This window comes from Pseudomonas sp. GW456-L13 (assembly GCF_017350115.1).
GTDB lineage: Bacteria > Pseudomonadota > Gammaproteobacteria > Pseudomonadales > Pseudomonadaceae > Aquipseudomonas > Aquipseudomonas jessenii.
Map to the genome: position 1 here is coordinate 2,533,475 of NZ_JACNAS010000002.1, position 23,455 is coordinate 2,556,929.

Sequence of the window (23,455 nt, forward strand, 5' to 3'; positions counted from 1 at the left end):
GCCAGGAATGGGTGCGGCAAGCAGTGTCGCTTCCGTTTCAGTGACGCCAGTATATAATGCCGCAGATTTTGTGTGCGCTTTGTCCCAGCGTAGGACGAAGTTCACGAGAGCGACAGACCTTGATTGCGCACTAGAACGCAGCTCGCTCTCAACCCTGAAAAGGTCGTTTTATGACGAAATGGCTGCTAGCTGCCGGTGTATTGATGCCGCTTTACAGCGCTCAGGCTACACAGGATCCGGAAGCTGTGTACAACCGTGTTTGTGGTGCCTGTCATTCCGGCCAACTCCCCATGGCGCCGAAAAAAGGCGATCAGGAAGCTTGGACGCCGAGGTTGGCGAAAGGTATGGAGACGCTGGTGCAACACGTGACCCAGGGTTTCAAGGCGATGCCGCCGCGTGGTTTGTGCATGGACTGCAGTGCCGAGGATTACCAAGCCATCATCCTTTGGATGAGCGAGTAAGCCCGGTCCATAACTCTTAACCCTTAGCCGTAGTTGGATTAGCTGATGAAGAAATTGATCGTGAGTCTGCTGTTGACCGTGGGCATCTCCGGCATGGCCCATGCTGCAGGTGAGGCAGTACAACCGGGTGATGCAAAAGCCGGCCAGGCCAAAGCCGCCGTCTGTGGCGCCTGCCACGGCCCGGATGGCAACAGCATGGCGCCAAACTTTCCGAAACTGGCAGGTCAGGGTGAACGCTACCTGACCAAGCAATTGCACGACATCAAGTCGGGCAAGCGCACCGTTCTGGAAATGACCGGCCTGCTGACCAACCTGAGCGATCAGGACCTGGCGGACATCTCTGCCTACTTCGCCAGCCAGAAAGGCAGCGTCGGTGCCGCCGATCCGAAGATCGTCGCTCGCGGTGAGGCCCTGTTCCGTGGTGGTGACCTGGCCAAGGGCCTGCCAGCCTGCACCGGTTGCCATTCGCCAAATGGCGCAGGTAACGCGGCTGCCGGTTTCCCGCACCTGGGTGGACAGCACGCTCAATACGTCGGCAAGCAACTGGTCGATTTCCGCAAGGAAGAAGGTGGCCGCACCAACGACGGCGATACCAAACCGATGCAGAGCATTGCCAAGAAGCTGAGCGACGAAGACATCGCCGCGGTGTCCAGCTACATTCAAGGCCTGCACTAAGGCCGGTGGATCGGGCGTTGAACGGCGTGCTGATCGCCTGCAACGTTAACGCTCGATTAATCCGTCTCGGCAAGTATAAAAAGGGTGGCCTTGGCCGCCCTTTTTTGTGGCCGCTGCCGTTACACTACAGAACTCAAGCCCGCCAGGATCTGTCTGAAAACAATCGCGCGCGGCGAAAAAATTTGTCCAGGAGTAAAGCATGCGTAATCTGATCATCAGTGCCGTTTTTGCCGCTGCCAGCCTGTTTGGCATGACTGCCCAGGCCGCCGACGCCCCAGCCGCCCCTTATGTCGAGCTGACCAATCCGGTTCCGGTTGCCGTGCCTGGCAAGATCGAAGTGGTGGAGCTGTTCTGGTACGGCTGCCCGCATTGCTATCATTTTGAACCGACAATCAATCCTTGGGCTGAAAAACTGCCATCCGATGTGAATTTCAAGCGTATTCCAGCCATGTTCGGCGGAGCTTGGGATGCTCATGGCCAAATGTTCTTGACCCTTGAGTCCATGGGTGTTGAGCAAAAGGTTCATGCCGCGGTATTCGACGCGATCCAGAACAAAAAAATGAAGCTGATCGACAAGAATGACATGGCTGACTTCCTGGCTACCCAGGGCGTAGACAAGGATAAATTCCTGGCCACCTTCGACTCCTTTGCTATCAAGGGCCAGGTCGTTCAAGCCCGTGAACTGGCCAAGAAGTATGAAATCTCCGGCGTTCCAACCCTGGTCGTCAACGGCAAGTATCGCTTCGACGTGGGTTCTGCCGGCGGTGCCGAACAGGCCCTGCAACTGGCCGACAAACTGATCGACAAAGAGCGAGCGGCTAACAAGGCTGCCGCCAACTAAGGGCAGTCACTGCCATGCGCCGATGGGGTACTGAACGCATCGTTGGCCTGCATGATCCGCGGGTCAACGAGCATCATCTGGAATCCACGGGCCTGCCCGCAGACAGTCGTCTGCGCTTGCTCAGTTTCAATATCCAGGTCGGTATCAGTACCGAGCGCTATCGGCATTACCTGACCCGGGGCTGGCAGCACCTGCTGCCGCACACGGGGCGTGCCGATAACCTGCAGAAAATCGGCAATCTGCTAGGCGACTTCGATCTGGTCGCCTTGCAAGAGGCCGATGGCGGCAGCCTGCGATCAGGTTACGTCAATCAGGTCGAACACCTGGCCCAGCTCGGCGCCTTTCCCTACTGGTATCAACAACTCAATCGTAATCTCGGTCGCCTGGCCCAGCACAGCAATGGCGTGCTCAGCCGATTGCGTCCGTGGGCAATTGAGGATCATCCGTTGCCGGGACCAAAGGGTCGCGGAGCCATTCTGGTACGGTTCGGCGAAGGCCCGGAAGCGCTGGTGGTGGTCATGATGCACCTGGCGTTGGGCGCCCGGGCACGCAGTCTGCAATTGGCCTACATCCGCGAGTTGATCGGCGACTACAAGCATCAGGTGCTGATGGGCGACATGAACACCCATGCCAGTGACCTGCTGCAACATTCCCCGTTGCGCGATCTCGGCCTGCTTGCGCCGCAACTGGAAGCGACGTTTCCCAGCTGGCGCCCACAGCGCTGCCTGGACCATATCCTGCTGAGCCCGAGCCTGACCCTGGAAAAGGTTGAGGTGCTGGCACAGCCCATTTCCGATCACCTGCCGGTCGCGGTAGAGATTCGTTTGCCGGGTTCGCTCACGGCCGATGCATTGCCCGCGTTGAGTCCTGCCCCTCGCGGATCCCATGAATGAGCGACGAAGCACAGCGCTGGAAAGAGAAATACCTCAAAAGCATCGAACAACAGGAAAAGCTCGAACGTCGCTGGGACGCGCGGCTCGACTTGCTGCGTCGCGGGCTGGTGCGCAGCACCCTGGCAGCGGAAGGTACGGACCGCGCCGTTGACCAATGCATGAAGGAAATGCGCGAAGTCGTGCGTACCGATGACATGGACGCCGGCCTGGCTGCGCTGATTCCACGCCTGGAAAAAGCCGTGCTCGACTCCGAACAGCGTCGGGAAACCCGAGTCAACCAGACCAGTGCCGCCTTGACTGCGCTGGTCACGCAACTGCAAACATTGCCATTGCCACGGGATGTGAGTCGGCCACTCAAGAATTTCGCCAAGCACCTGGATGCGCGGGTCAGTCAGGCGCGCGAGATGCCCTTGCTGCTCAGCGAGCTGAGTGGCTTGCAGGGCAAGGCCCTGAGCCAGCTGGAGACCCCAACGGAGAACGGCCGGCCGGGCTTGCTGCAGCGGTTGTTCGGCGGTCGTGAAGCGCAGGAGACGGAGGCATCAACGGCCGCTGCTCCTGCGCTGGCTGCCCCTGTAGCCGAGAGCCCTGCGGCAAGCTGCGAGGTACCCGCTGTTGAGCGAGTCGAGGACGAGTTCGCGCCGACCGAGCCAACCGTGGCTTTTGCACCTCCGGCTGCGGAGCCTCAACCACCCAGTGCAGCCGCGGCGGAAATCGAATCGGCCGAGAAACCGACCCCGGAAACCATCGCGACATCACCTGAGTCGCAAGCGAACCCCGACGAGCTGACCGCGCAAGCATCACCCGATAGCTTGCCCTTACCTCCGATTCCGATGCAGGACGTGGCCGTCGTCGATCAGGCGTCATCCGAACACGACATTCTCTACGCACTCCCGGATTCCCCCGAGCCCTCCTACAGCTCGGTGGCCAGCCACATCGAAGACACGTTGCTGGGGCTGCTCGACGACCTGACACTACCCGAGCGTCATCGTCCACAAGCAGAATCCATGCGCGATCGTCTGAAAAACGGTCTGAACTGGTACGAATTGCTGCCGATTCTCGACGACTTCGCCACATTGATGCTGGCCATTACCGACAGCGGCCAGCATGAGTTCGAAGCCTATCTGCAACGACTGAACGAACGTCTCGAATCGTTCCAGAGCAACTTGCAGGCCGCCACCGCGGGACACGCCGACAACCGTTCGGCTGCGCGACAGATGGACACGCAGATCCGCGAACAGGTCGATGGCCTGCAAAGCAGCATGCAGGAAGCCGCGGACCTGGAAGATCTCAAGCACGTACTGGAAAACCATCTCGAAGGCTTGCTGGGCACCATGGACCAGCACCAGAAACAGCGCGATGAGCGCGAGCAGGAGGTCGCTGCGCGCCTGCACAGCCTGGCCGAGCGGGTCGCCCATATGGAGCAGGAGGCCCAGGGTTACCGCGAGCACCTTGAAGAGCAACGACAGAAGGCATTGGTCGACCCGTTGACCGGGCTGCCCAACCGCGCGGCCTGGAGCGAGCGCCTGGGTCATGAAGTCACACAATGGCAACAACATGGCAACACGCTGTTGCTGGCCATGCTCGACCTCGATCATTTCAAGCGCATCAATGACAACTACGGGCATCTGGCCGGTGACAAAGTGCTGAAAATCATCGCCAGCGTGTTGCGCAAGCGGCTGCGCGGAACGGATTTCATTGCACGGTTTGGCGGCGAGGAGTTTGTGCTGTTAATGCCATCCACGGTGCCGGCGGCGGGGCTGAAGATGCTGGAAAGCTTGCGGGCCTCCATCGAAGCCTGTCCGTTCCACTTCAAGGGAGAGCCGGTGACCATTACCGTGTCTATCGGAATGACGGCGTTCAGGCCGGGTGAACATAGCGATCAGGTACTTAAAAGAGCCGATCAGGCGCTGTATCGCGCAAAAAATGCCGGCCGCAACCGAGTGGAACCGAGCTGACGGTGATCTGTTCCATTTTGTTTAATTCGATGGGATTGCCGTCCGCCCGCAAGGCATTACGTTACACTGTTGCATTATTGTCTTGCGTGTACTGCCTTTCGCCATGAAATATTTTGCTCTGATCTTATCGCTGATTGTGCTTGCCGGCTGTGCCAGCGGTCCCCGTTTCAACACCAGCCACTCTTCGGCCAATTACGACAGCCGCGTGCAATTTGTGGTGGTGCATTACACCAATGCCTCGCTGGAGCGTTCGTTGCAATTGCTGACCCACGGTGAGGTCAGCAGCCATTACCTGATCGGCGACGACAAGGGCGCCACCATCTACAAGCTGATGGATGAAAATGTGCGGGCCTGGCACGCCGGGGAGAGTGAGTGGAATGGCCGCACCTGGCTGAACTCCAGTTCCATCGGTATCGAAATCGTCAACCCGGGCTTCGAGGACACCCCGACCGGACGCGTGTGGTATCCCTACACCGAAGACCAGGTCCAGTCGCTGATCGTATTGCTCAAGGACATTAGCAAACGTCACGGCATAAAACCTCGCGAGATCATTGGCCATAGTGATATTGCACCCTTGCGCAAGCTGGACCCGGGGCCGCTGTTCCCCTGGAAGCGTCTGGCCGCCGAAGGCTTGGGCATCTGGCCGAATGAACAGTCGGTGGCGCGCCAGCAAATGTTGTTCGCCGAGCAGTTGCCGAGCATCAGTTGGTTTCAGGCGCAGTTGGCCCGCTTGGGTTATGCCTCGCCACAGACCGGCGAGCTCGATGTCGCGACACGACATGTGATAGCGGCATTTCAGATGCATTTCCGTCCGGCGCGTTTCGATGGCACTCCGGATGCGCAAACCGCCGCGCTACTGTGGGTGTTGAACCAGACAAAATAATGACGCCCGCCCGACGGTCAGGGCTTTTTTCCAATCAGCAGCTATAACTCATTGGTAATACATCGGATATTGCACAATGACTGCTGCTCGAGAGACCTTCCGTAGTTGGTTCCATCGCCCCTGGTTCCTGGGGCTGATGTCTACTGTCTTGAGCGCAACATTATTGATGGCCGGCAGCCTGTTCGTCGCCATACACCAGGTCGAGCAAAGCGAAAGCGAAGAAATGAATGCTCAGGGCGAACGCTTCCTCGCCCGTCTCGAACAGCTCTTCGGGCAACTGCGTGAAAGCCTTGATGACCTTGAAGCGCAACCGTTGCGCGGCTGCGATGCTGAAATGATCGCGACCTTGCAACAGGTTACGTTCAATTATCGCTTCGTCTACGAAGCCGCCTACATGGACTCTTCACGAATCTGCTCCAATCGCCCTCGTCAGGAAGGGCTGTCGCTGAGTCGATCGCCAGACATCAAAGGCCCGACTTACAGCTATTGGCTCAATACCACCACTGAACCCGATGAAAACCGTGCCGCGCTGATGCTCGGGCGCGGGAATTTCCGGGTGGCGACCTCTCGCGGGCATTTGACCGATATGGTCGACCTGTCGCCGGGCAGCAGCCTGCTGGTGGTCCTGGACCATGGCGCGCGCGCGATTCCGGTGCTGGGCGCTTCTCAGGTCTGGCCGCCGGCCGAGGCCTGGCCACCGAAAAACCGTGATGCGCTGCAGATCACCCAGGCACGCCTGATATACCGGATGCCCACCGACAACCCGGAATATCAATTGGTGTTGATCAGCCCGCGCACCGGCATGCATATCCCGGCGGTCTGGTGGTGGTTGCTGCCGGCCAGCCTTGCGCTGGGCATATGCGTTGGGTTCCTGGTGTTTTTGCTGGTGCGCCAACGGCAGTCGTTGGACGCCGAGCTGGCCGGCGCGATTCGCCGTGGCGAGTTGCAGGTGCTGTACCAACCGATCTTCGACCTCGATAGCCGCAACTGTGTCGGGGCAGAAGCACTGCTGCGCTGGCGCAGGCCGGACGGTACCCTGACCAGTCCCGACCTGTTCATTCCGATGGCGGAGAACACCGGGCAGATTCGCCAGATGACGGACTTCGTCTTGCAGCGCCTGCTCGAGCAACTCGGCCAGTTGCTGCGTGCGAACCCGCAGCTGTACATCTCGGTCAATCTCGCGGCGTGTGATGTGATGGTTCCGCGGATTGGCCAGGTGATGGCGCGGCTGCTGACCCTGCATCGCGTCGCTGCGCGGCAAATTGCTTTTGAAGTCACCGAGCGCGGGTTGGTCGATGTGGTGGTGGCCCGGGAAAACCTGCAAGCGCTACGGGATGTCGGGCATCAGGTGTTGATCGATGATTTTGGCACCGGCTATTGCAGCCTCGCCTATTTGCAAACCCTGCCGGTCGATTGCCTGAAAATCGACAAGGCGTTCATTGATGCGCTGGGCCATGACGCCGCCAGCAGCGGCGTGGCCCCGCATATCATTCACATGGCCCAGTCGCTGCACCTGAAGGTGATTGCCGAGGGCATCGAACATGAGGCCCAGGCCGCGTTCCTGTGCAGTGAAGGCGTGAAGTTCGGCCAGGGCTGGCTGTTCGCCCGCGCGTTGAGCGCAGTGCAGTTCACGGAATTGATTACCCGGGGCCGGCGTCGGGCCGGCCGGCGCCTGGATGACGAAGCGTGAGGGTGACCTAAACGGTCAGCGTCATGTAGAACTGAGTTCCTTGCCCCGGTCGTGAATAGACACCCATCCGTCCGCCATGCAATTGCACGATTTCCTTGCACAAGGCCAGGCCGAGCCCGGCCCCGCCCTTCTTGCGTCCAACCTGCACGAAGGGCTCGAAGATCCGCCCCTGCTGACCGTAGGCAATACCTTCGCCGTTGTCCTCGACACTGATGATGACCCGGTCACCGTGACGCCGGGCCTGCAAGCGTATCCGGCCGCCGGAGCCGGTGTGACGCAAGGCGTTGTCGAGCAAATTGTCGAGTACCCGCTCCAGTTGTGGCTGGTCGGCCTGCAACCGCGGCAAAGGCCCCTGCACTTCCACCAGCAGATTGATTTCCTTCTCTTCGGCCGATGTGGCAAAACGTGACCGAGCCTGTTCCAGCAACGCCTCGATGGAACACGGCGTCAGGGTGAGTTTCTGCAAACCGTTCTGGTAACGGGAGAAATTCAGCAGGTCATTGATCAACTGCATCAGCCGCTGCATCTCTTCGTTAACGGTATCGAGCAGGTCGGCTTCCCGGGAATCCGGGGCAAAGTGAGCGCGCTCACGGAACAATCCGAAGGCCATGTGCATGCCGGTGACCGGTGTGCGCAATTCATGGGAGGCTCGCAATACGAATTCGCTGCGTACCCGTTCGAACGCTCGTTGCTCCGTGACGTCATGCAGCACCATCACGGCACCCAGAATATGGCCCTGGGTATGGCTGACCGGGGTCAGGCTGTAGGTCAGCAGTCTCGACTCACCATCGACTTCGACACTCAAGTCTTCCGGCGCCCGCTCCAACGTGCCGCCGCGCAGCACCAGTTGCAGCTGCTCATCGAGCTCGGGGCGCTCCAGCGCCGTACCCAGCCCCTGACCCAGACGATCGGACTCCCAGCCCAACTGACGCTGGGCTACAGGGTTAAGGTGTTCCAGATGGCCCTGACGGTCGATCATCAGCAGTCCGTCGTCGATGCTGTCGAGCACGGCCTGCAAGCGCTGCTGACCGGCCAGCAGCTCATCTACGTTGGTGGCCTGATGCTCACGCAGCGCCTGGGCCATGATCCCGAAACGCCGGGTCAGCTGGTTCAGTTCCACCGCCGAGGAAATCGGCAGGGTGACATCGAAATTGCCTTGGCCGATATTGTCCGCCGCCTTGGCCAAGGCCTCGATGGGCTCCCCGAAACGCCGGGCGATGGCTTGTGCGGTCACGAAGCCGATGATCAGCACCGCCAGCCCCACCAGTCCAAGCAACCCGGCAAACAGCAGCGCCTGCCCCCGGGCCTGGCGCTCGGTATCGCTGATGTTATCAAGCGCGCGCTTGTGCTCGGCGATCAGGCCATTGCGTAGCGCATTGAATTTTTCCGTCAGGTTGTCGTGGCTGCTGAGCACCTTCGACGGGTCCGGGGACGCTTCATAAGCCTGGATAAAACGCTCGTAGTCGGCCTTGGCTTTTCTGAAACCGTGCTCGCTTGCGGTTTCCTCCGGCTCCTGGGCGATGCCCTCCTCCAGCAGTTCGAAGTAACGCTGCTTCGAGGCAGCGAAAGCGGCGGAGTCAGGCTTCTCGCTGAGCATGATGATCAGTTGATCACCCAGGGTCTGACGCAGCTTGAGCCCCAGGTCCAGGGTGATGAAGTTACTGCGGATCAGTGCTTCCTGGCTGCCGGCCATCTGCATCACGCTGACCAGCCCGAGCAAGAGCCCGAGCAACGCGACGGTGATCAGTGCGGAGATGCTCAGGAAAAGCCGGGTCCGCAATTTCATCGCCAGTTTCATCGGCGATTGCTCACAAGTTGTACTGCTTGCGTTTGCGGTACAGCGTCGAGGCGTCGATGCCCAGGGTTTTCGCCGCTTGATCCAGGGTATCGGCGGTGGCGAGGACCGCGCCGATGTGGGCCTTCTCCAACTCATCCAGGCTCAGTGCCGCGCCGATGCGCGGTGCATTGTTGACCGGGGTTTCAGCCATACCCAGATGACTGATCTCGACCCGCTCCTGCGGACAGATGATGCTCGCCCGTTCGATCACGTTGCGCAGTTCACGGATGTTGCCCGGCCAGCGATAGCCCAGCAGTGCTTCCCGGGCCTCGTCGCTGAAGACGCGCGCGGGACGGGCGTACTCCTTGACGAAGCGTGCCAGGAAACGGTCGGCCAGGTTGAGAATATCTTCGCGGCGTTCGCGTAGCGGTGGCAGGTGCAAGGTAATGACATTCAGGCGATAGAGCAGGTCTTCACGGAAACGACCGTCGCGCACCATGTCCTCAAGGTTGAGGTTGGTGGCCGCAAGGATGCGCACATCGGCACGGCGGGTCACCGGATCACCGACGCGCTCATATTCCTTGTCCTGAATAAAACGCAGCAACTTCGGTTGCAATGTCAGGGGAAAGTCGCCGATCTCGTCGAGAAACAGCGTTCCGCCGTCAGCTTGGTTGACTCGGCCCAAGGTGCTTTCGCTGGCGCCGGTGAAGGCGCCGCGGCTGTGGCCGAAGAGTTCGCTTTCCATGAGCTCGGCGGTCAGCGACGGGCAGTTGATCGTGACGCAGGATTTCTTCGCGCGTTTGCTCCAGCCGTGAATGGCTTGGGACAGTTCGCCCTTGCCGGTACCGGATTCACCCAGAATCAGGATATTGGCATCGGTCGTGGCAACCTGGCGGGCGGTTTCCAGTACCACTTTCATGGCCGGGCTGTGGGAGTCCAGACCATCCATGGGCTTGCGTACCTCGCCTTCCAGGGCTTCCAGTCGCGCCGACAATTGCCGCACTTCCAGTTGCTTGGCGGTTGCCAGCCGCAATTGATCGGGGCTGCACGGTTTGACCAGATAGTCGGCGGCGCCAGCCTGAATCGCATCCACCGCCGTGTCGACGGCAGAGTGCGCAGTGACGATCACCACCCGCATCCAGGGCGCCTGGATACGCATCTGGGCCAGCACATCGAGGCCGTTGTCTTCACCCAGGCGCAAGTCGAGGAAGCACAGGTCGAAGACCTGCCGTTGCAACAGGGCTTCTGCCTGCGCGGCGCTGGTGGCGGTGGCCACGCTGTAGCCTTCGTCTTCGAGGCAATAACGGAAAGTACGCAGGATGGCGGATTCGTCATCCACCAGCAGAATGCGGCCTTGATGCTCAGTGGCGGATTCCATTTTCCTACGCTCCTTAATGAATGATCGTTATTTAGTCTCGGAGAAATCGGGCATGTTGCATGATTGATTCTGAGCCATTCCTGTCATGGCAGGGTAGCTTTCATCCCATGTATCGCTTAGCCGGTTAATTTCGTGGGTCTTAAATGGATGCCCGGTTTCCTGCAAAGGCCAGCGTGTATTTCTGACATCCGCGCCCTTCTCTCAATTCAAAAAATTTACGTCTTCCTTCAAACCAATCGTGCAATACGCACGACTGAACAAGAGGCATCGTGCAGGATGCGTGCGAAGTGAATTTTTTTATGCTCATAAAGCATTGATATAAAAAGAAATTATTCAAAATAAAAGCTGGCATGCAGGCTGCAATTGTCTGGTTAACCAGGGCATGCAAAAACAAACGCCCGCAATCGAATACCGACCCCAGTGGTAGGAGCTCCAGGATGAACCGTCAACGTGCCGCCCACCTGCACCTCTCGCCTGTGTCTATCCAGCAAGGGTTGTTTGCCGTTCTGGCACTGTTGATCACCCTGATCGGCGGCCAGCAGTTTCTGCGCTGGGAGCAGAGCCAGCAGCCGGAAGCGCCACGCTTGTCGATTCCGCATCCGACCCAAACCCATTTCAGCGCTGTCAGCAGCGGTCAGGCCGATAGCCCCCCGATGCGCATGATGGATGTCGACCAGGCCGGGCCTGTGGGTGAGATACGTCATCAAGAGCGTTGGGTGTTCTAGGCAAAACTTCCGCCGCACCCCATGCGCCGGGAAACGCAGCACCTTTAAACAGAAGCGTAAGGAGAATCACCATGTTGAGCTGGGCAATCACATTCCTGATCATCGCCATCATCGCTGCTGTACTGGGCTTCGGTGGTATCGCGGGCACCGCCACGGGTATCGCCAAGATTCTGTTTGTCGTGTTCCTGGTGATGTTCATTGCCTCCTTCTTCTTTGGCCGTCGCGGTCGAGGCTGATATGAGAGCGTTGTTCAAGACACTGGCAGCCGCCCTGCTGTTGGGCGGTAGTGCCATGGCATGCGGGCTGGCGTTTTCCCGACATGCCTGAGGCCCATTCAGGGCCTGCCGATAGAACAGAATTTGTACACGAAGGAGGCCAGCGCCTCTTTCTACCTGCGCCACCTGAGGAAGGCCGGCGCATGACCAAGGGGTCGGGACGTTCTGCCTGTTTCAGGGGCGGAGTGACCTACGGGTACAGGGAGTACCTGCGCAAGGGCCGGGTCAGGAAAAGCTGCTGCGCAAGTTCGCCGGACCGCCAAGGTTCGACGGACTTGCCAAGGGCTTGATCAAGCAACACATTGAAATAGAGCGCTCGTCTCGATTTCATCAGTGTTATCCCGTCCTTGTCCGTGTTACGTCGGAAAATACTTTTCCCGGTGTTTCATCTGCGACCGTATATCGAGAAAAATCACCTTTCTTTGGCCGCGATTTTTCCCTTCGTCCTGCGCGATTTTGCTGAAAAATCAACGCTCGGCCACTGCTCGAAAAATACTCAATCTGCTCTGTGATGGCCGGTTCACGGCACTTATGCCTGCCGAAATGTCGTATTCGAACCGGTTGGGACGCGCGTTTCGGTAAAAAAACCTCATGCCGATTCGGCATGGGGTAGGCGTTTACGGCATTAGACGGCGCTTCCTTGCATCGGAATAGTTGCGCCTTTTTTCGCCTGCCAGAGAGCCGTAAACACGCGTTCCGGGGCACCTTATACGGGGGGCAGATGCACTGGACTTTTTCGCCACAAGCGTTCCAGTTCGCGCATCTCCCTGAGTCAAACAACAAGTAAGGGTAAAGATATGAAGAAGGCAAAGCTTAGCCTCGCCTGGCAGATCCTCATCGGTCTGGTATTGGGGATTGCAATCGGTGCGCTGCTCAACCATTTCAGCGCCGAAAAAGCCTGGTGGATCAGCAACGTCCTGCAACCGGCAGGCGATATCTTTATCCGTCTGATCAAGATGATCGTGATCCCGATCGTCATTTCCTCTTTGATCGTCGGCATTGCCGGCGTCGGTGACGCCAAGAAGCTGGGGCGCATCGGCTTCAAGACCATCATCTACTTCGAAATCGTCACCACCATCGCCATCGTGGTCGGTCTGCTGCTGGCCAACCTGTTCCATCCGGGTGCCGGCATCGACATGAGCACCCTGGGCACTGTGGACATTTCCAAGTACCAGGCCACGGCGGCCGAGGTTCAGCATGAACATGCGTTCATCGAAACCATCCTCAACCTGATCCCGTCGAACATCTTTGCGGCCATGGTTCGCGGCGAAATGCTGCCGATCATCTTCTTCTCTGTATTGTTCGGTCTCGGTTTGTCGAGCCTGCAGGCGGACCTGCGCGAGCCGCTGGTGAAGATGTTCCAGGGCGTTTCGGAAAGCATGTTCAAGGTCACTCACATGATCATGAACTACGCTCCGATCGGCGTGTTCGCACTGATCGCGGTGACCGTTGCCAACTTCGGCTTCGCGTCGCTGATACCGCTGGCCAAACTGGTGATCCTGGTTTACGTCGCCATCGCCTTCTTCGCTTTCGTGATCCTGGGCCTGATCGCTCGCCTGTTCGGGTTCTCGGTGATCAAGCTGATGCGCATCTTCAAGGATGAGCTGGTACTGGCCTACTCCACCGCGAGCTCCGAAACCGTGCTGCCGCGCGTGATTGAGAAGATGGAAGCCTACGGCGCGCCGAAAGCCATTTGCAGTTTTGTGGTGCCGACCGGTTACTCGTTCAACCTCGACGGTTCGACCCTGTACCAAAGCATCGCGGCGATCTTCATTGCCCAGCTGTATGGCATCGACCTGTCGATCAGTCAGCAACTGCTGCTGGTACTGACGTTGATGGTCACCTCCAAAGGCATCGCCGGCGTACCGGGCGTGTCCTTCGTGGTACTGCTGGCCACCCTGGGCAGCGTCGGTATTCCACTGGAAGGCCTGGCGTTCATCGCTGGTGTCGACCGCGTCATGGACATGGCTCGTACCGCACTGAACGTGATCGGCAACGCCCTGGCCGTTCTGGTTATCGCTCGTTGGGAAGGCATGTACGACGACGCCAAGGGCCAGCGCTACTGGAACTCCCTGCCGCACTGGCGCAGCAAGGAAAAACTGCCGGCGGGTGAAACCTCCAGCAATTGATGCAAAACCTGTGGGAGCGAGCTTGCTCGCGATGGTGGCAGGGGCACCGGGCTTATCCAGAATGCCCGCATCATCATTGACGTCCATCGCGAGCACGTTCGCTCCTACAACAAACCCCGGAGAAATCCGGGGTTTGTCGTTTCTGGCTACCCCGCTATCATTCGCGGATCTTTTGGGGGGATTTGACTGATGCTCAATGGCCTGTGGCTTGGCTTCTTCATCGTGGCAGCTGTATCGGCGCTGGCCCAGTGGCTGATCGGTGGCAACGCCGGGATATTCGCGGCGATGGTGGAAAGCATTTTTGCCATGGCCAAGCTGTCGGTCGAAGTCATGGTGCTGCTGTTCGGCACCCTCACCCTCTGGCTGGGTTTTCTGCGCATTGCCGAGAAAGCCGGGATCGTCGAATGGCTGGCAAGGGCCCTGGGGCCACTGTTTTTGCGCCTGATGCCTGAAGTCCCGCCGGGTCATCCAGCCATCGGCCTGATCACACTTAACTTCGCAGCCAACGGCTTGGGCCTGGACAACGCCGCCACGCCGATCGGCCTCAAGGCCATGAAGGCACTGCAAGAACTCAATCCCAGCGCGACCGTCGCCAGCAATGCACAGATCCTGTTCCTAGTGCTCAACGCCTCCTCGCTGACCCTGCTGCCGGTGACCATCTTCATGTATCGCGCCCAGCAAGGTGCGCCGGACCCGACGCTGGTGTTCCTGCCGATCCTGCTGGCGACCAGTTGCTCGACCATTGTCGGCTTCCTGTCGGTGGCGTTCATGCAGCGCCTGCGCGTCTGGGACCCCGTTGTGCTGGCCTACCTGATCCCCGGCGCCCTAGCCCTCGGTGGCTTCATGGCGTTGCTGGCGACCCTTTCGGCGACCGCTCTGGCCGGCCTGTCATCGATCCTCGGCAACCTGACGCTGTTTGGCCTGATCATGCTGTTTTTAGTGATCGGCGCGCTGCGCCAAGTGAAGGTCTACGAGGCCTTCGTTGAAGGTGCCAAAGAGGGTTTCGATGTCGCCAAGAACTTGCTGCCCTACCTGGTGGCGATGCTCTGCGCGGTGGGTGTCCTGCGGGCATCCGGGGCACTGGACTTCGGTCTGGACGGGATCCGGCATCTGGTGGAATGGGCCGGTTGGGACACGCGTTTCGTCGATGCGCTGCCGACGGCGATGGTCAAACCCTTCTCGGGAAGCGCCGCCCGGGCGATGCTGATTGAAACCATGAAGACCTCGGGCGTGGACAGCTTCCCGGCGCTGGTGGCAGCAACAATCCAGGGCAGTACCGAAACGACGTTCTATGTGCTGGCGGTGTACTTTGGTGCCGTGGGCATCCAGCGCGCACGCCATGCGGTTGGCTGCGCATTGCTGGCAGAGCTTGCCGGGGTGCTGGGTGCTATCGGGGTTTGCTACTGGTTCTTTGGTTGATCGGCCCCGCCAGCCAACACTTTCAGCGCGGCCTTGCGCTCGCCCGTCGGCAAGGCGCCGAGCTTTTCCACGGCGGTGTAAAATTTGAGCCAGTCGCCACCCTCCTGATGGAACAGCGCGGCAAAAGCCGGCACCCATTGGTCGTACAAACCAAACGGCAATAACCGGGCGTTGTTCATGGGGGCATGGATCCACGCGTCGTAGCGTTTGTCTGCGGCCCACTGACTGTCACGCAATTGCCGGTATTCGCTGCGCAAGCGTTCGAACTCGGCCGCCTTGCGCTGGCGCATCTGTTCGGTTGGCAACGGCAAGGTGTAGAGCTTTTCCAGTCGGGTGCGGGTCTTGAGCACCAACTCAGTGAACTGGTCGCGCTGACGTGCCTGCGCATTGTTATCCGGTGGCATGTGGCGGTAGGCGCGCCATTGGCGAGTACCTTCCTGCTCGACGAAGGTGGCGAAGGATTCGTTGAACTCCGTGTCGTCCTTCACATAGAAACGCTGATGGGCGAGCTCGTGAAAGATCAGCGTGGCCAGTCGCTCATCCCCCCAGCCCATCATCGAACTGATGATTGGGTCGTTGAACCAGCCAAGTGTCGAATAGGCCTCGACGCCGCCAATCGACACGTCCATGCCTTGCAAGCGTTGCAAGGCCGCTTCGCCGCGGGCTGCGCTCTGGCTGTAGTAACCGCGATAAGCAACACAACCGGCGATGGGGAAGCAGTGGTTTACGGGCTTGAGGGAAAATTCCGGTGTGGCGAAGACATTCCAGACGACGAAGGGACGCCCAATGTCCGCGTACAGGCGGTAGCTCTGGTTATCCGGCAGGTGCAATTGCTGGCTGGCGAAGGTTCGGGCCTTTTGCGATTGCTCCAGGTGTGTGCGCAGTTTTTGATCGCGCGCCGGGTCGGCAATCACGCTGGAAACAGGCTCCCTGGCCCGCAGCAACTGCAGTTGGCCGCTGGCCAGTTGGCTGTAATAGCTGGTGCTGGTGCAGCCGTTGAGCAACAAAAACAGGAGGCTCGGAAACAAAACGCGAAAAACGCGATCAAGTAACCCAAGGCTAGGAAGCGGCCTGATCACAATAATTCTTCCTTGGAGAGTCTTTCCACAAGACTATCCCGCCAGACTGGAGCTCCGCTATGCGCATGTTGATACTGTCAGGAGGCCTGCTGATGCTGGCCGGCTGTGCTGGTTTCGGAATACCCCGCCATGATCCTGCGCAAGCCTGGATCGACCTTGATTCGAAGCAGGACGATACGGCGCTGCAGGCGCTGGAGGTCGATGACAAAATCACTGACGATAAACGCTATTTCCAGGTTCATCCCGGTAGCCATGAGTTGACGGTCCGCTACCAATTCGCAGTCCAGCCCACCAATATCGGCCCGGACGCCGAGCCGTTGTGGCGCGATTGTCAGTTGAGCGTGAAATTCAGCGACTTCAACGCGGGTGAGCGTTATCAACTACAGGCGGGGAACATCGGTTTTCGGCCTTGGGCGAAACTCTACGATCAACAGCGCAAAGTGATTGGCCAAGGCACACCGGCAGGCTGTCAACACACCTGATCGGCGTTATGCTGGATGCATATCCCCTTGGGACATCCATCATGCGCAGGTTGATGCTGTTACTCGCCGTCGGTGTTGTCGCGGGCTGCCAAAGCCCGATGCCGACACCCAATCCACAGATGGCCTGGGTAGAGTTTTCGACGCCCTTCCCTAACGACAAGTTGTTGATGGCCGAACGACTGGATAAACAACGCCTGCGTGACGGGCGTTTTTTCGAGGTCACGCCGGGAAGCCATGAACTGATCGTGCGTTTCGACTTTGAAGTACCCGGTGGCGGATTGGGCATGATGGGCGGCCCCTCGGAACGGCTGTGCTACCTGACCATCAATTACGATCATTTCGAAGCCGGTCAGCGTTATGTGCTCGAAGGCCGTTCCATCGCCTTTACCCCCGGTGCCCGGCTGTACAATGCCAAGCGCGAAATCGTTGCTGAAGACCGGGAATCCTACTGCCTGATGTGAGCGGTCAGCGGTCGTTTTTCTGGTAGATGATTTTCTTGGTGCCGTTTTCGCACGAACCCACAACCATGTTCTGGTCATGGACCTCGTCGTTGGTGACGATTTCAAGCGTGTAGGAAGATACGCCGCTGGCCTGGATCTTGGCTTCGATCTCGGCCTTGAGCTCTTCGCAGGGTTTCGGTGCCGCCAAGGCCGAAGTGGCCAGTGCGCAACAGATAACCGCCAAGGCAAAACGTTTCATGGTTGAAGCTCCTTTGAGGCAGCACGCACAATCGTGGTTTTCGCTGCTGTCATTTATTCGACCACAGTTTTAGCGGGCGAGTCTGTCGCGACGCAAAAAAGATCGCAGCCTTGAGCACCTTTTGCCAAATAATCCCGGCAGGTTGCGCAAGGCTGCGATCTTTTCGTTTCAATTAAAATCTAGCCGACCAATGTTGCCTCCAGGCTGATCTTCGCATTCAACACTTTGGATACCGGGCAACCCTCTTTGGCCTTCTTGCTGAGTTCTTCGAACTGCGCCTGCGTCGCCCCGGGGATTTTCGCTTTCAGAATCAATTTCACTGCGGTGATCGCAAAACCGCCGTCCACTTGATCCAGAGTGACTTCTGCCTGGGTGTCGATGCTATCGGCCTTCAGGCCGGCATCACCGAGAATCATGGAAAACGCCATGGAGAAACAGCCGGCGTGGGCCGCGCCGATCAACTCTTCCGGGTTGGTGCCCCGGCCGCCCTCGAAGCGCGCCTTGAAGCCATAGGGTGCTTCCCGTAGCACGCCGGTTTCTGTGGAAATCGAGCCGATGCCGGTTTTCAGATCACCTTCCCAATGGGCCGATGCTTTCTTAACGATAGCCATGCCTGTCACCTCAAGATTGGCGCGAAACGTCGCGCCTTCGTGGTTTTCACTTGCCAGGGTTGTGAGGATAGACAGTGGCGCAAAGTTCATCACGTCCGATCAGTCTGCTTTTTTCGCGGGATTTTTTACCGGGCTATTGAAACTCGGGTATATGCCCACATTGCATGAATACGCTTTTGGATTCGGCAGGTTTGCGTTCGCAAGAACAAACCTGCGCCCTCAATTGGAGAAGCAGGTTTATGAAACGACTGTCCGATATCAAGTTCTCGACCCTCGATCTGGTGCCCGTGCGCGAGAACGGCAGCGCGGCCCAATCGCTGCGCAACTCGCTGGACCTGGCGCAGCATGTCGAGAAGTTCGGTTACAACCGCTTCTGGGTGGCTGAGCACCACAACATGGATGGCATCGCCAGCTCCGCGACTTCGGTGCTACTTGGGTACCTGGCCGGTGGCACGTCGACCATTCGAGTCGGTTCGGGCGGGGTAATGTTGCCCAACCACGCACCGTTGGTGATCGCCGAACAGTTCGGCACCCTGGAAAGCCTTTATCCGGGCCGGATCGATCTGGGCCTGGGGCGTGCCCCCGGTTCCGACCAGATGACCGCACGTGCGCTGCGCCGCGAACGCTCCGGCAGCGCCGACGACTTCCCGGAAGACGTGGCGGAACTGGTGCGCTACCTTGGGCCACGTACCCCGGACCAACGCATCATCGCCATGCCGGGGACCGGGACCAATGTGCCGGTCTGGTTGTTGGGATCGAGCCTGTTCAGTGCGCAACTGGCCGGTGAGCGCGGTTTGCCCTACGCCTTCGCATCGCATTTCGCACCGCGCTACATGCATGAAGCGATTCGGGTCTACCGAAATCACTTCAAGCCGTCAGCCGTTTTGGACAAGCCCTACGTGATGCTCGGCGTACCATTGGTGGCAGCCGATACCGACGAGCAGGCCGATTTTCTGGCGACCTCGGTGTTCCAGCGGATTCTCGCCCTGATGCGTGGCCAAAGCCTGGTACAGCGTCCGCCGGTGAAGACGATGGACGGCCTGTGGCTGCCCCATGAGAAAGATGCCGTGCACGATTTCCTTGGCCTGGCGATGATCGGCAGCCCGCAGAAAATCCGCGCCAAACTCGAGGTCCTGATCGAACAGACCCAGGCTGACGAGCTGATTTTCACCTGTGACCTGTACGAACATGCCGATCGCGTGCATTCCTACGAACTGCTGGCGCAGGTCATGCGGGGTTGATGCTCAAACGGCAGGCGTAAAAAAGCCGACACCGTGGTGTCGGCTTTTTTTCAGGCGGAATTCTGCCTACTTTTTATAGACGATCACTTTGGCACCCGCTTCGCATTTGCCAACAACTTTCCCGCCGGCAGCGGCACCTTTGTCGACAATCTCCAGCGAGTAACCGGAAACGCCCTTGGCATCAAGTTTCGCTGCGATTTCGGCTTTCAGTTCTTCGCATGGCTTGCCGCCCGCCAACGCGCTCCCCGCAAGGCTCAACAAACCTACTGCCAACATAAACTTCTTCATCGGTTGCATTCCCTGGTCGGATCATAGGGGTAACCAGCCGTCAGCCGGACGCACTCATGTAGTGCTTTGCCATTCCCTATGGCATTCGACCGGCGTGCAAGTTCAGAAGACTAGCCCAAAGTCAGCTGCTGGCAATCCGGAACCCGACTTTCAAGGTCACTTGAAAGTGCGCAGCCTTGCCGTCCCTTATGTGCCCACGGGTCTCGGTCACTTCAAACCATTCCATGTACTTGATGCTTTTGCTGGCTTCGGCCAGCGCGTTGTTGATCGCATCTTCGATACTGCTGGTGGACGAGCCGATCAGCTCGATTTTCTTGTAGGTGTGATGGTCAGACATGGCGTTCTCCTCGGCGTGTGAATTACAGACTAGCAGTGATTTTTCCTATTTCTTCTGTTGGTCGTTCTGAGGGTGAAGTTCAGATTTTCTGCACTTTCTCGAACCCATGAAGTCCCAACCAACACACGCCACTCATCACCAATGCAGGAGAGCCACCATGGCCAACACCTCGTTACGCAAAGCCTCATTGCAAAGCATGGAAGCCGAGATCGAGAGTCTGCTCAAGTCTTTGGAAAGCCTGAAGGACGACGCCTCGGACGAGTCGCGTAAAACCCTCAAGACCCTGAAAAGCAACGCCGAGAATGCCTTGAAGCACTCGCGCCATTTGCTTGGCGATGCCTATGAAGAGGTCAAGGTCAAAACCCGTGAAACCGGGATTGCCACCCGGGACTACGCCCAGGAACATCCTTGGACAACAGCTGGTGTCGCCGTGGGTGCATTAGGCTTGCTGGCCGCTTATTTGTTGTGCAAACGTGATTAATCCGCGCGACGCAGCTCGTTCTTGAGCCACTGCGCCAGTTGCCGGGCGCGTCCGTCCGCGGCGCGCTTGGGTAGCCACAACGCCAGTTGCGCCGGGGTTTCACTGAAGCCCCAAGGCGCAACCAGGCGGCCGGCCTTCAAGTCCTCCGTCACCAAGGGTTCGGGGGCAATCGCCACGCCCAGACCTGCGACGGCGGCTTCCAGCAAGTAATACAAATGTTCAAATCCCTGACCGTACTTCAGCGCCCTGGCGTCGAGCCCGCGTGGTTGCGCCCAGTTCGGCCAGGCTTGCGGGCGTGAGGTGGTGTGCAGCAAGGGTTCGTTCAGCAGTGCAGTTTCAGGCGCCTGCTTGAGCCGTTCATAGCCGGCGAACCGCGGGCTCATGACCGGGCCGATACGTTCGCTGGCCAGCTCAAAAACCTGCATGTCCGCCGGCCAGGGTGGCTCGGCAAATACGAGCAAGGCATCCAGCCCCGGTTTTCGCGGATCCAGATCGCCTTCTCCGGCCGACAGGTGCAAGCGCAAGTCCGGCAGGTCGGCATTGAGTCTCCCCAGTCTTGGAATAAACCAGCGCGCCAGCAGACTTCCAGAGCAACCGAGCACGAATGGCGCATCGGCGGAGCTTTGTGTGAGTTCGGCGCAAACGCTGCGCAGGCGCTCGAAGGCTTCGCTGCTGGCGTCACGCATGCGTAACCCGGCATCTGTGAGTTTCAGGCCGCGACCGTCCTTGATGAACAGGCTTACGCCGAGGTGTTCTTCAAGTAACTTGAGTTGCCGACTGACTGCGCCGTGGGTGACGTGCAGCTGTTCGGCCGCCTGACTGACGCTGTTCAAGCGGGCGGTGGCTTCGAAGGCGCGAAGCGCGTTCAGCGGAGGAAGGTCATGGCTCATTTGATCTGTGAGTTTTCCTGACAGGTTGTGGCGATCTTATCGGTTTTCAGGCCGGGGCGTCAGGGGTAGAGTGAAGCCCACTATCTCTTTATGCATCACTTCATGCATTCAACTGGAGCGCCCCATGACCCAGACTAATCTGCGCAACGGCCCTGATGCCAACGGCCTGTTTGGCGCGTTCGGCGGCCGCTACGTTGCCGAAACCCTGATGCCGTTGATCCTCGACCTGGCCCGCGAATATGAGTTGGCCAAGGAAGATCCTGCATTCAAGGAAGAACTGGCCTACTTCCAGCGCGACTACGTCGGACGTCCAAGCCCGCTGTACTTCGCCGAGCGTCTGACCGAGTTCTGCGGCGGCGCGAAGATCTACCTCAAGCGTGAAGAGCTGAACCACACCGGCGCGCACAAGATCAACAACTGCATCGGCCAGATCCTGCTGGCGCGGCGCATGGGCAAGAAGCGCATCATCGCCGAGACTGGCGCCGGCATGCATGGTGTGGCCACGGCCACTGTTGCTGCGCGTTTCGGTCTGGATTGCGTGATCTACATGGGCACCACTGACATCGAGCGTCAGCAGGCCAACGTGTTCCGCATGAAGCTGCTGGGTGCCGAAGTGATCCCGGTGGTAGCCGGTACCGGCACGCTGAAAGACGCGATGAACGAAGCCCTGCGTGACTGGGTGACCAACGTCGACAGCACCTTCTACCTGATCGGTACCGTGGCTGGTCCGCACCCTTACCCGGCGATGGTTCGCGACTTCCAGGCCGTAATCGGCAAGGAAACCCGCGAGCAGCTGCAAGCCCAGGAAGGTCGCCTGCCGGACAGCCTGGTGGCGTGCATCGGCGGTGGTTCCAACGCCATGGGCCTGTTCCACCCGTTCCTCGACGACAAGAGTGTCGAGATCATCGGCGTTGAAGCCGCCGGCTACGGCATCGAGACCGGCAAGCATGCGGCCAGCCTGAACGGCGGCGTACCCGGTGTGTTGCACGGCAACCGCACCTTCCTGCTGCAGGACGACGATGGCCAGATCATCGATGCCCACTCGATCTCCGCCGGCCTGGACTACCCGGGCATCGGCCCGGAACACGCCTGGTTGCATGACATCGGCCGCGTTCAGTACACCTCGGTGACCGACGACGAAGCCCTCGCTGCGTTCCACCAGTGCTGCCGCCTGGAAGGGATCATCCCTGCCCTGGAAAGCGCCCATGCCCTGGCTGAAGTATTCAAGCGCGCCCCGACCCTGCCAAAGGATCACCTGATGGTGGTCAACCTGTCCGGCCGTGGCGATAAAGACATGCAGACCGTGATGCACCACATGGAACAATCAAAGCAGGAGAAACACTGATGAGCCGCCTGCAAACGCGTTTTGCCGAACTCAAGGAACAGAACCGTGCCGCTCTGGTGACCTTCGTGACAGCCGGCGACCCGGGCTATGACACGTCCCTGGCTATCCTCAAGGGCTTGCCGGCGGCTGGCGCCGATGTGATCGAACTGGGCATGCCCTTCACCGATCCGATGGCTGACGGCCCGGCAATCCAGCTCGCCAACATCCGTGCGTTGGGTGCCAAGCAGAATCTGGCGAAAACTCTGCAAATGGTTCGCGAGTTCCGCCAGGACAACAACGAAACACCGCTGGTGCTGATGGGGTACTTCAACCCGATCCACATGTACGGCGTACCGCGCTTCATCGCCGAAGCCAAGGAGGCCGGCGTTGACGGCCTGATCGTGGTCGACCTGCCGCCAGAGCATAATGGCGAACTGTGCGACCCGGCGCAGGCCGCGGGCCTGGACTTCATTCGCCTGACCACGCCAACCACCGACGATGTGCGCCTGCCGACCGTACTCAACGGCAGCTCCGGCTTCGTCTACTACGTATCGGTGGCCGGTGTGACCGGCGCCGGCGCTGCCACGCTGGAACACGTCGAGGAAGCGGTTGCCCGTCTGCGTCGCCATACCGACCTGCCGATCAGCATCGGTTTCGGTATCCGGACTCCGGAACAGGCGGCGTCCATCGCGCGTCTGGCCGACGGTGTTGTGGTGGGCTCGGCTTTGATTGATCACATCGCCAATGCCACCTCCTCGGAACAAGCCGTGGATGGCGTGCTGAGCTTGTGCTCAGCGTTGGCCGAAGGCGTGCGCAAAGCTCGCGTCAGCTGAAGGTAAAGTTCCTGATACAGAGGAATTAGAGCCGCGCGGCACAGGCTGAACAGCAAAAAGGGCTTCAGGACTGAGTTCTGAAGCCCTTT

25 protein-coding genes are annotated in these 23,455 nt (G+C 59.2%); 17 read left to right on the forward strand and 8 right to left on the reverse strand.

Features of this window, described 5'->3' with window-relative positions; genetic code table 11:
- Window positions 1–170 precede the first annotated feature (170 nt).
- The 7 genes from J4D25_RS25785 (at window position 171) to J4D25_RS25815 (ending at window position 7,398) form a co-directional block, all read left to right on the forward strand.
- Window positions 171–461 carry a cytochrome c5 family protein gene (locus J4D25_RS25785; RefSeq protein WP_008002190.1) on the forward strand — a complete coding sequence of 97 codons (291 nt, stop codon included), beginning with the start codon at window positions 171–173 and terminating at the stop codon, window positions 459–461.
- Between the two features lie 45 nt (window positions 462–506).
- The gene (locus J4D25_RS25790) at window positions 507–1,136 is read left to right on the forward strand and encodes a cytochrome c4 (RefSeq protein WP_057712594.1); all 630 of its coding nucleotides are present in this window, start codon (window positions 507–509) and stop codon (window positions 1,134–1,136) included.
- Between the two features lie 199 nt (window positions 1,137–1,335).
- Window positions 1,336–1,977 (forward strand): thiol:disulfide interchange protein DsbA, encoded by a 642-nt coding sequence (gene dsbA / locus J4D25_RS25795; protein WP_057712593.1) that lies wholly within the window; start codon window positions 1,336–1,338, stop codon window positions 1,975–1,977.
- 14 nt (window positions 1,978–1,991) lie between these two features.
- Window positions 1,992–2,870, forward strand: a complete 879-nt coding sequence (locus J4D25_RS25800; RefSeq protein WP_057712592.1) for an endonuclease/exonuclease/phosphatase family protein — start codon at window positions 1,992–1,994, stop codon at window positions 2,868–2,870.
- Window positions 2,867–4,825 (forward strand): GGDEF domain-containing protein, encoded by a 1,959-nt coding sequence (locus J4D25_RS25805; RefSeq protein WP_057712591.1) that lies wholly within the window; start codon window positions 2,867–2,869, stop codon window positions 4,823–4,825. The genes J4D25_RS25800 and J4D25_RS25805 overlap by 4 nt, the downstream gene beginning before the upstream one ends.
- A gap of 103 nt (window positions 4,826–4,928) precedes the next feature.
- Window positions 4,929–5,708: an N-acetylmuramoyl-L-alanine amidase gene (locus J4D25_RS25810; protein WP_057716533.1), complete on the forward strand. Its 780-nt coding sequence runs from the start codon at window positions 4,929–4,931 to the stop codon at window positions 5,706–5,708.
- Window positions 5,709–5,784: 76 nt separating this feature from the next.
- Window positions 5,785–7,398, forward strand: coding sequence for an EAL domain-containing protein (locus tag J4D25_RS25815; RefSeq protein WP_057712590.1), 1,614 nt, complete (start codon window positions 5,785–5,787; stop codon window positions 7,396–7,398).
- Window positions 7,399–7,405: 7 nt separating this feature from the next.
- Here J4D25_RS25815 and J4D25_RS25820 read toward each other — a convergent pair whose 3' ends face one another.
- On the reverse strand, window positions 7,406–9,196 hold the full coding sequence (locus tag J4D25_RS25820; RefSeq protein ID WP_057712589.1) for a KinB sensor domain-containing domain: 1,791 nt from the start codon (window positions 9,194–9,196) through the stop codon (window positions 7,406–7,408).
- Window positions 9,197–9,206: 10 nt separating this feature from the next.
- A complete protein-coding gene (algB, locus tag J4D25_RS25825; RefSeq protein ID WP_057712588.1) occupies window positions 9,207–10,553 on the reverse strand; it encodes a sigma-54-dependent response regulator transcription factor AlgB in 1,347 nt (448 codons plus the stop codon).
- A 437-nt stretch (window positions 10,554–10,990) separates the two neighbouring features.
- On the opposite strand from algB, the gene J4D25_RS25830 reads away from it, so the two are divergent.
- The 4 genes from J4D25_RS25830 to J4D25_RS25845 all read left to right on the forward strand — a co-directional run bounded on the left by J4D25_RS25830 (window position 10,991) and on the right by J4D25_RS25845 (window position 15,101).
- Window positions 10,991–11,278, forward strand: a complete 288-nt coding sequence (locus tag J4D25_RS25830) for a hypothetical protein (RefSeq protein WP_057712587.1) — start codon at window positions 10,991–10,993, stop codon at window positions 11,276–11,278.
- 71 nt (window positions 11,279–11,349) lie between these two features.
- Window positions 11,350–11,514 carry a DUF1328 domain-containing protein gene (locus J4D25_RS25835; RefSeq protein WP_003177151.1) on the forward strand — a complete coding sequence of 55 codons (165 nt, stop codon included), beginning with the start codon at window positions 11,350–11,352 and terminating at the stop codon, window positions 11,512–11,514.
- 836 nt (window positions 11,515–12,350) lie between these two features.
- Window positions 12,351–13,682 carry a glutamate/aspartate:proton symporter GltP gene (gene gltP, locus J4D25_RS25840; protein ID WP_057712586.1) on the forward strand — a complete coding sequence of 444 codons (1,332 nt, stop codon included), beginning with the start codon at window positions 12,351–12,353 and terminating at the stop codon, window positions 13,680–13,682.
- A gap of 189 nt (window positions 13,683–13,871) precedes the next feature.
- Window positions 13,872–15,101 carry a nucleoside recognition domain-containing protein gene (locus tag J4D25_RS25845; RefSeq protein ID WP_057712585.1) on the forward strand — a complete coding sequence of 410 codons (1,230 nt, stop codon included), beginning with the start codon at window positions 13,872–13,874 and terminating at the stop codon, window positions 15,099–15,101.
- Here the strand turns inward: J4D25_RS25845 and J4D25_RS25850 are convergent.
- Complete coding sequence (locus J4D25_RS25850) at window positions 15,083–16,180, reverse strand: aminopeptidase (RefSeq protein WP_057712584.1); 1,098 nt, start codon at window positions 16,178–16,180, stop codon at window positions 15,083–15,085. The genes J4D25_RS25845 and J4D25_RS25850 overlap by 19 nt on opposite strands.
- A gap of 59 nt (window positions 16,181–16,239) precedes the next feature.
- On the opposite strand from J4D25_RS25850, the gene J4D25_RS25855 reads away from it, so the two are divergent.
- On the forward strand, window positions 16,240–16,662 hold the full coding sequence (locus J4D25_RS25855; RefSeq protein ID WP_057712583.1) for a hypothetical protein: 423 nt from the start codon (window positions 16,240–16,242) through the stop codon (window positions 16,660–16,662).
- Window positions 16,663–16,703: 41 nt separating this feature from the next.
- Entirely contained in the window at window positions 16,704–17,123 is a 420-nt protein-coding gene (locus tag J4D25_RS25860) for a hypothetical protein (protein ID WP_057712582.1), read from the forward strand.
- Window positions 17,124–17,127: 4 nt separating this feature from the next.
- On the opposite strand, the gene J4D25_RS25865 is transcribed toward J4D25_RS25860, so the two are convergent.
- Window positions 17,128–17,361 carry a DUF1161 domain-containing protein gene (locus tag J4D25_RS25865; RefSeq protein WP_057712581.1) on the reverse strand — a complete coding sequence of 78 codons (234 nt, stop codon included), beginning with the start codon at window positions 17,359–17,361 and terminating at the stop codon, window positions 17,128–17,130.
- A 179-nt stretch (window positions 17,362–17,540) separates the two neighbouring features.
- Window positions 17,541–17,972 (reverse strand): OsmC family protein, encoded by a 432-nt coding sequence (locus J4D25_RS25870; protein ID WP_057716532.1) that lies wholly within the window; start codon window positions 17,970–17,972, stop codon window positions 17,541–17,543.
- 239 nt (window positions 17,973–18,211) lie between these two features.
- Between J4D25_RS25870 and J4D25_RS25875 the strand changes: the two genes are divergently transcribed.
- A complete protein-coding gene (locus J4D25_RS25875) occupies window positions 18,212–19,213 on the forward strand; it encodes an LLM class flavin-dependent oxidoreductase (protein WP_057712580.1) in 1,002 nt (333 codons plus the stop codon).
- A gap of 66 nt (window positions 19,214–19,279) precedes the next feature.
- Here the strand turns inward: J4D25_RS25875 and J4D25_RS25880 are convergent, their stop codons facing one another.
- Window positions 19,280–19,501: a DUF1161 domain-containing protein gene (locus J4D25_RS25880; RefSeq protein ID WP_008045869.1), complete on the reverse strand. Its 222-nt coding sequence runs from the start codon at window positions 19,499–19,501 to the stop codon at window positions 19,280–19,282.
- Window positions 19,502–19,622: 121 nt separating this feature from the next.
- Window positions 19,623–19,838, reverse strand: a complete 216-nt coding sequence (locus tag J4D25_RS25885) for a dodecin (protein ID WP_057712579.1) — start codon at window positions 19,836–19,838, stop codon at window positions 19,623–19,625.
- Window positions 19,839–19,995: 157 nt separating this feature from the next.
- On the opposite strand from J4D25_RS25885, the gene J4D25_RS25890 reads away from it, so the two are divergent.
- Window positions 19,996–20,319: a YqjD family protein gene (locus J4D25_RS25890; RefSeq protein ID WP_057712578.1), complete on the forward strand. Its 324-nt coding sequence runs from the start codon at window positions 19,996–19,998 to the stop codon at window positions 20,317–20,319.
- Here the strand turns inward: J4D25_RS25890 and J4D25_RS25895 are convergent.
- Window positions 20,316–21,209 (reverse strand): LysR family transcriptional regulator, encoded by an 894-nt coding sequence (locus tag J4D25_RS25895; RefSeq protein ID WP_057712577.1) that lies wholly within the window; start codon window positions 21,207–21,209, stop codon window positions 20,316–20,318. The two genes, J4D25_RS25890 and J4D25_RS25895, sit on opposite strands and share 4 nt — an antisense overlap.
- A gap of 124 nt (window positions 21,210–21,333) precedes the next feature.
- On the opposite strand from J4D25_RS25895, the gene trpB reads away from it, so the two are divergent.
- Window positions 21,334–22,554 (forward strand): tryptophan synthase subunit beta, encoded by a 1,221-nt coding sequence (trpB, locus tag J4D25_RS25900; RefSeq protein ID WP_008002146.1) that lies wholly within the window; start codon window positions 21,334–21,336, stop codon window positions 22,552–22,554.
- On the forward strand, window positions 22,554–23,366 hold the full coding sequence (gene trpA / locus J4D25_RS25905) for a tryptophan synthase subunit alpha (RefSeq protein ID WP_057712576.1): 813 nt from the start codon (window positions 22,554–22,556) through the stop codon (window positions 23,364–23,366). The genes trpB and trpA overlap by 1 nt, the downstream gene beginning before the upstream one ends.
- The last annotated feature ends 89 nt before the right edge of the window (window positions 23,367–23,455 follow it).

Bases quoted from the DNA above. Each gene is read 5' to 3' on its own strand.
- J4D25_RS25785 (WP_008002190.1), top strand. From the start codon at position 171: ATGACGAAATGGCTGCTAGCTGCCGGTGTATTGATGCCGCTTTACAGC.
- J4D25_RS25790 (WP_057712594.1), top strand. From the start codon at position 507: ATGAAGAAATTGATCGTGAGTCTGCTGTTGACCGTGGGCATCTCCGGC.
- dsbA (WP_057712593.1), top strand. From the start codon at position 1,336: ATGCGTAATCTGATCATCAGTGCCGTTTTTGCCGCTGCCAGCCTGTTT.
- J4D25_RS25800 (WP_057712592.1), top strand. From the start codon at position 1,992: ATGCGCCGATGGGGTACTGAACGCATCGTTGGCCTGCATGATCCGCGG.
- J4D25_RS25805 (WP_057712591.1), top strand. From the start codon at position 2,867: ATGAGCGACGAAGCACAGCGCTGGAAAGAGAAATACCTCAAAAGCATC.
- J4D25_RS25810 (WP_057716533.1), top strand. From the start codon at position 4,929: ATGAAATATTTTGCTCTGATCTTATCGCTGATTGTGCTTGCCGGCTGT.
- J4D25_RS25815 (WP_057712590.1), top strand. From the start codon at position 5,785: ATGACTGCTGCTCGAGAGACCTTCCGTAGTTGGTTCCATCGCCCCTGG.
- J4D25_RS25820 (WP_057712589.1), bottom strand. From the start codon at position 9,196: ATGAAACTGGCGATGAAATTGCGGACCCGGCTTTTCCTGAGCATCTCC.
- algB (WP_057712588.1), bottom strand. From the start codon at position 10,553: ATGGAATCCGCCACTGAGCATCAAGGCCGCATTCTGCTGGTGGATGAC.
- J4D25_RS25830 (WP_057712587.1), top strand. From the start codon at position 10,991: ATGAACCGTCAACGTGCCGCCCACCTGCACCTCTCGCCTGTGTCTATC.
- J4D25_RS25835 (WP_003177151.1), top strand. From the start codon at position 11,350: ATGTTGAGCTGGGCAATCACATTCCTGATCATCGCCATCATCGCTGCT.
- gltP (WP_057712586.1), top strand. From the start codon at position 12,351: ATGAAGAAGGCAAAGCTTAGCCTCGCCTGGCAGATCCTCATCGGTCTG.
- J4D25_RS25845 (WP_057712585.1), top strand. From the start codon at position 13,872: ATGCTCAATGGCCTGTGGCTTGGCTTCTTCATCGTGGCAGCTGTATCG.
- J4D25_RS25855 (WP_057712583.1), top strand. From the start codon at position 16,240: ATGCGCATGTTGATACTGTCAGGAGGCCTGCTGATGCTGGCCGGCTGT.
- J4D25_RS25860 (WP_057712582.1), top strand. From the start codon at position 16,704: ATGCGCAGGTTGATGCTGTTACTCGCCGTCGGTGTTGTCGCGGGCTGC.
- J4D25_RS25865 (WP_057712581.1), bottom strand. From the start codon at position 17,361: ATGAAACGTTTTGCCTTGGCGGTTATCTGTTGCGCACTGGCCACTTCG.
- J4D25_RS25870 (WP_057716532.1), bottom strand. From the start codon at position 17,972: ATGGCTATCGTTAAGAAAGCATCGGCCCATTGGGAAGGTGATCTGAAA.
- J4D25_RS25875 (WP_057712580.1), top strand. From the start codon at position 18,212: ATGAAACGACTGTCCGATATCAAGTTCTCGACCCTCGATCTGGTGCCC.
- J4D25_RS25880 (WP_008045869.1), bottom strand. From the start codon at position 19,501: ATGAAGAAGTTTATGTTGGCAGTAGGTTTGTTGAGCCTTGCGGGGAGC.
- J4D25_RS25885 (WP_057712579.1), bottom strand. From the start codon at position 19,838: ATGTCTGACCATCACACCTACAAGAAAATCGAGCTGATCGGCTCGTCC.
- J4D25_RS25890 (WP_057712578.1), top strand. From the start codon at position 19,996: ATGGCCAACACCTCGTTACGCAAAGCCTCATTGCAAAGCATGGAAGCC.
- J4D25_RS25895 (WP_057712577.1), bottom strand. From the start codon at position 21,209: ATGAGCCATGACCTTCCTCCGCTGAACGCGCTTCGCGCCTTCGAAGCC.
- trpB (WP_008002146.1), top strand. From the start codon at position 21,334: ATGACCCAGACTAATCTGCGCAACGGCCCTGATGCCAACGGCCTGTTT.
- trpA (WP_057712576.1), top strand. From the start codon at position 22,554: ATGAGCCGCCTGCAAACGCGTTTTGCCGAACTCAAGGAACAGAACCGT.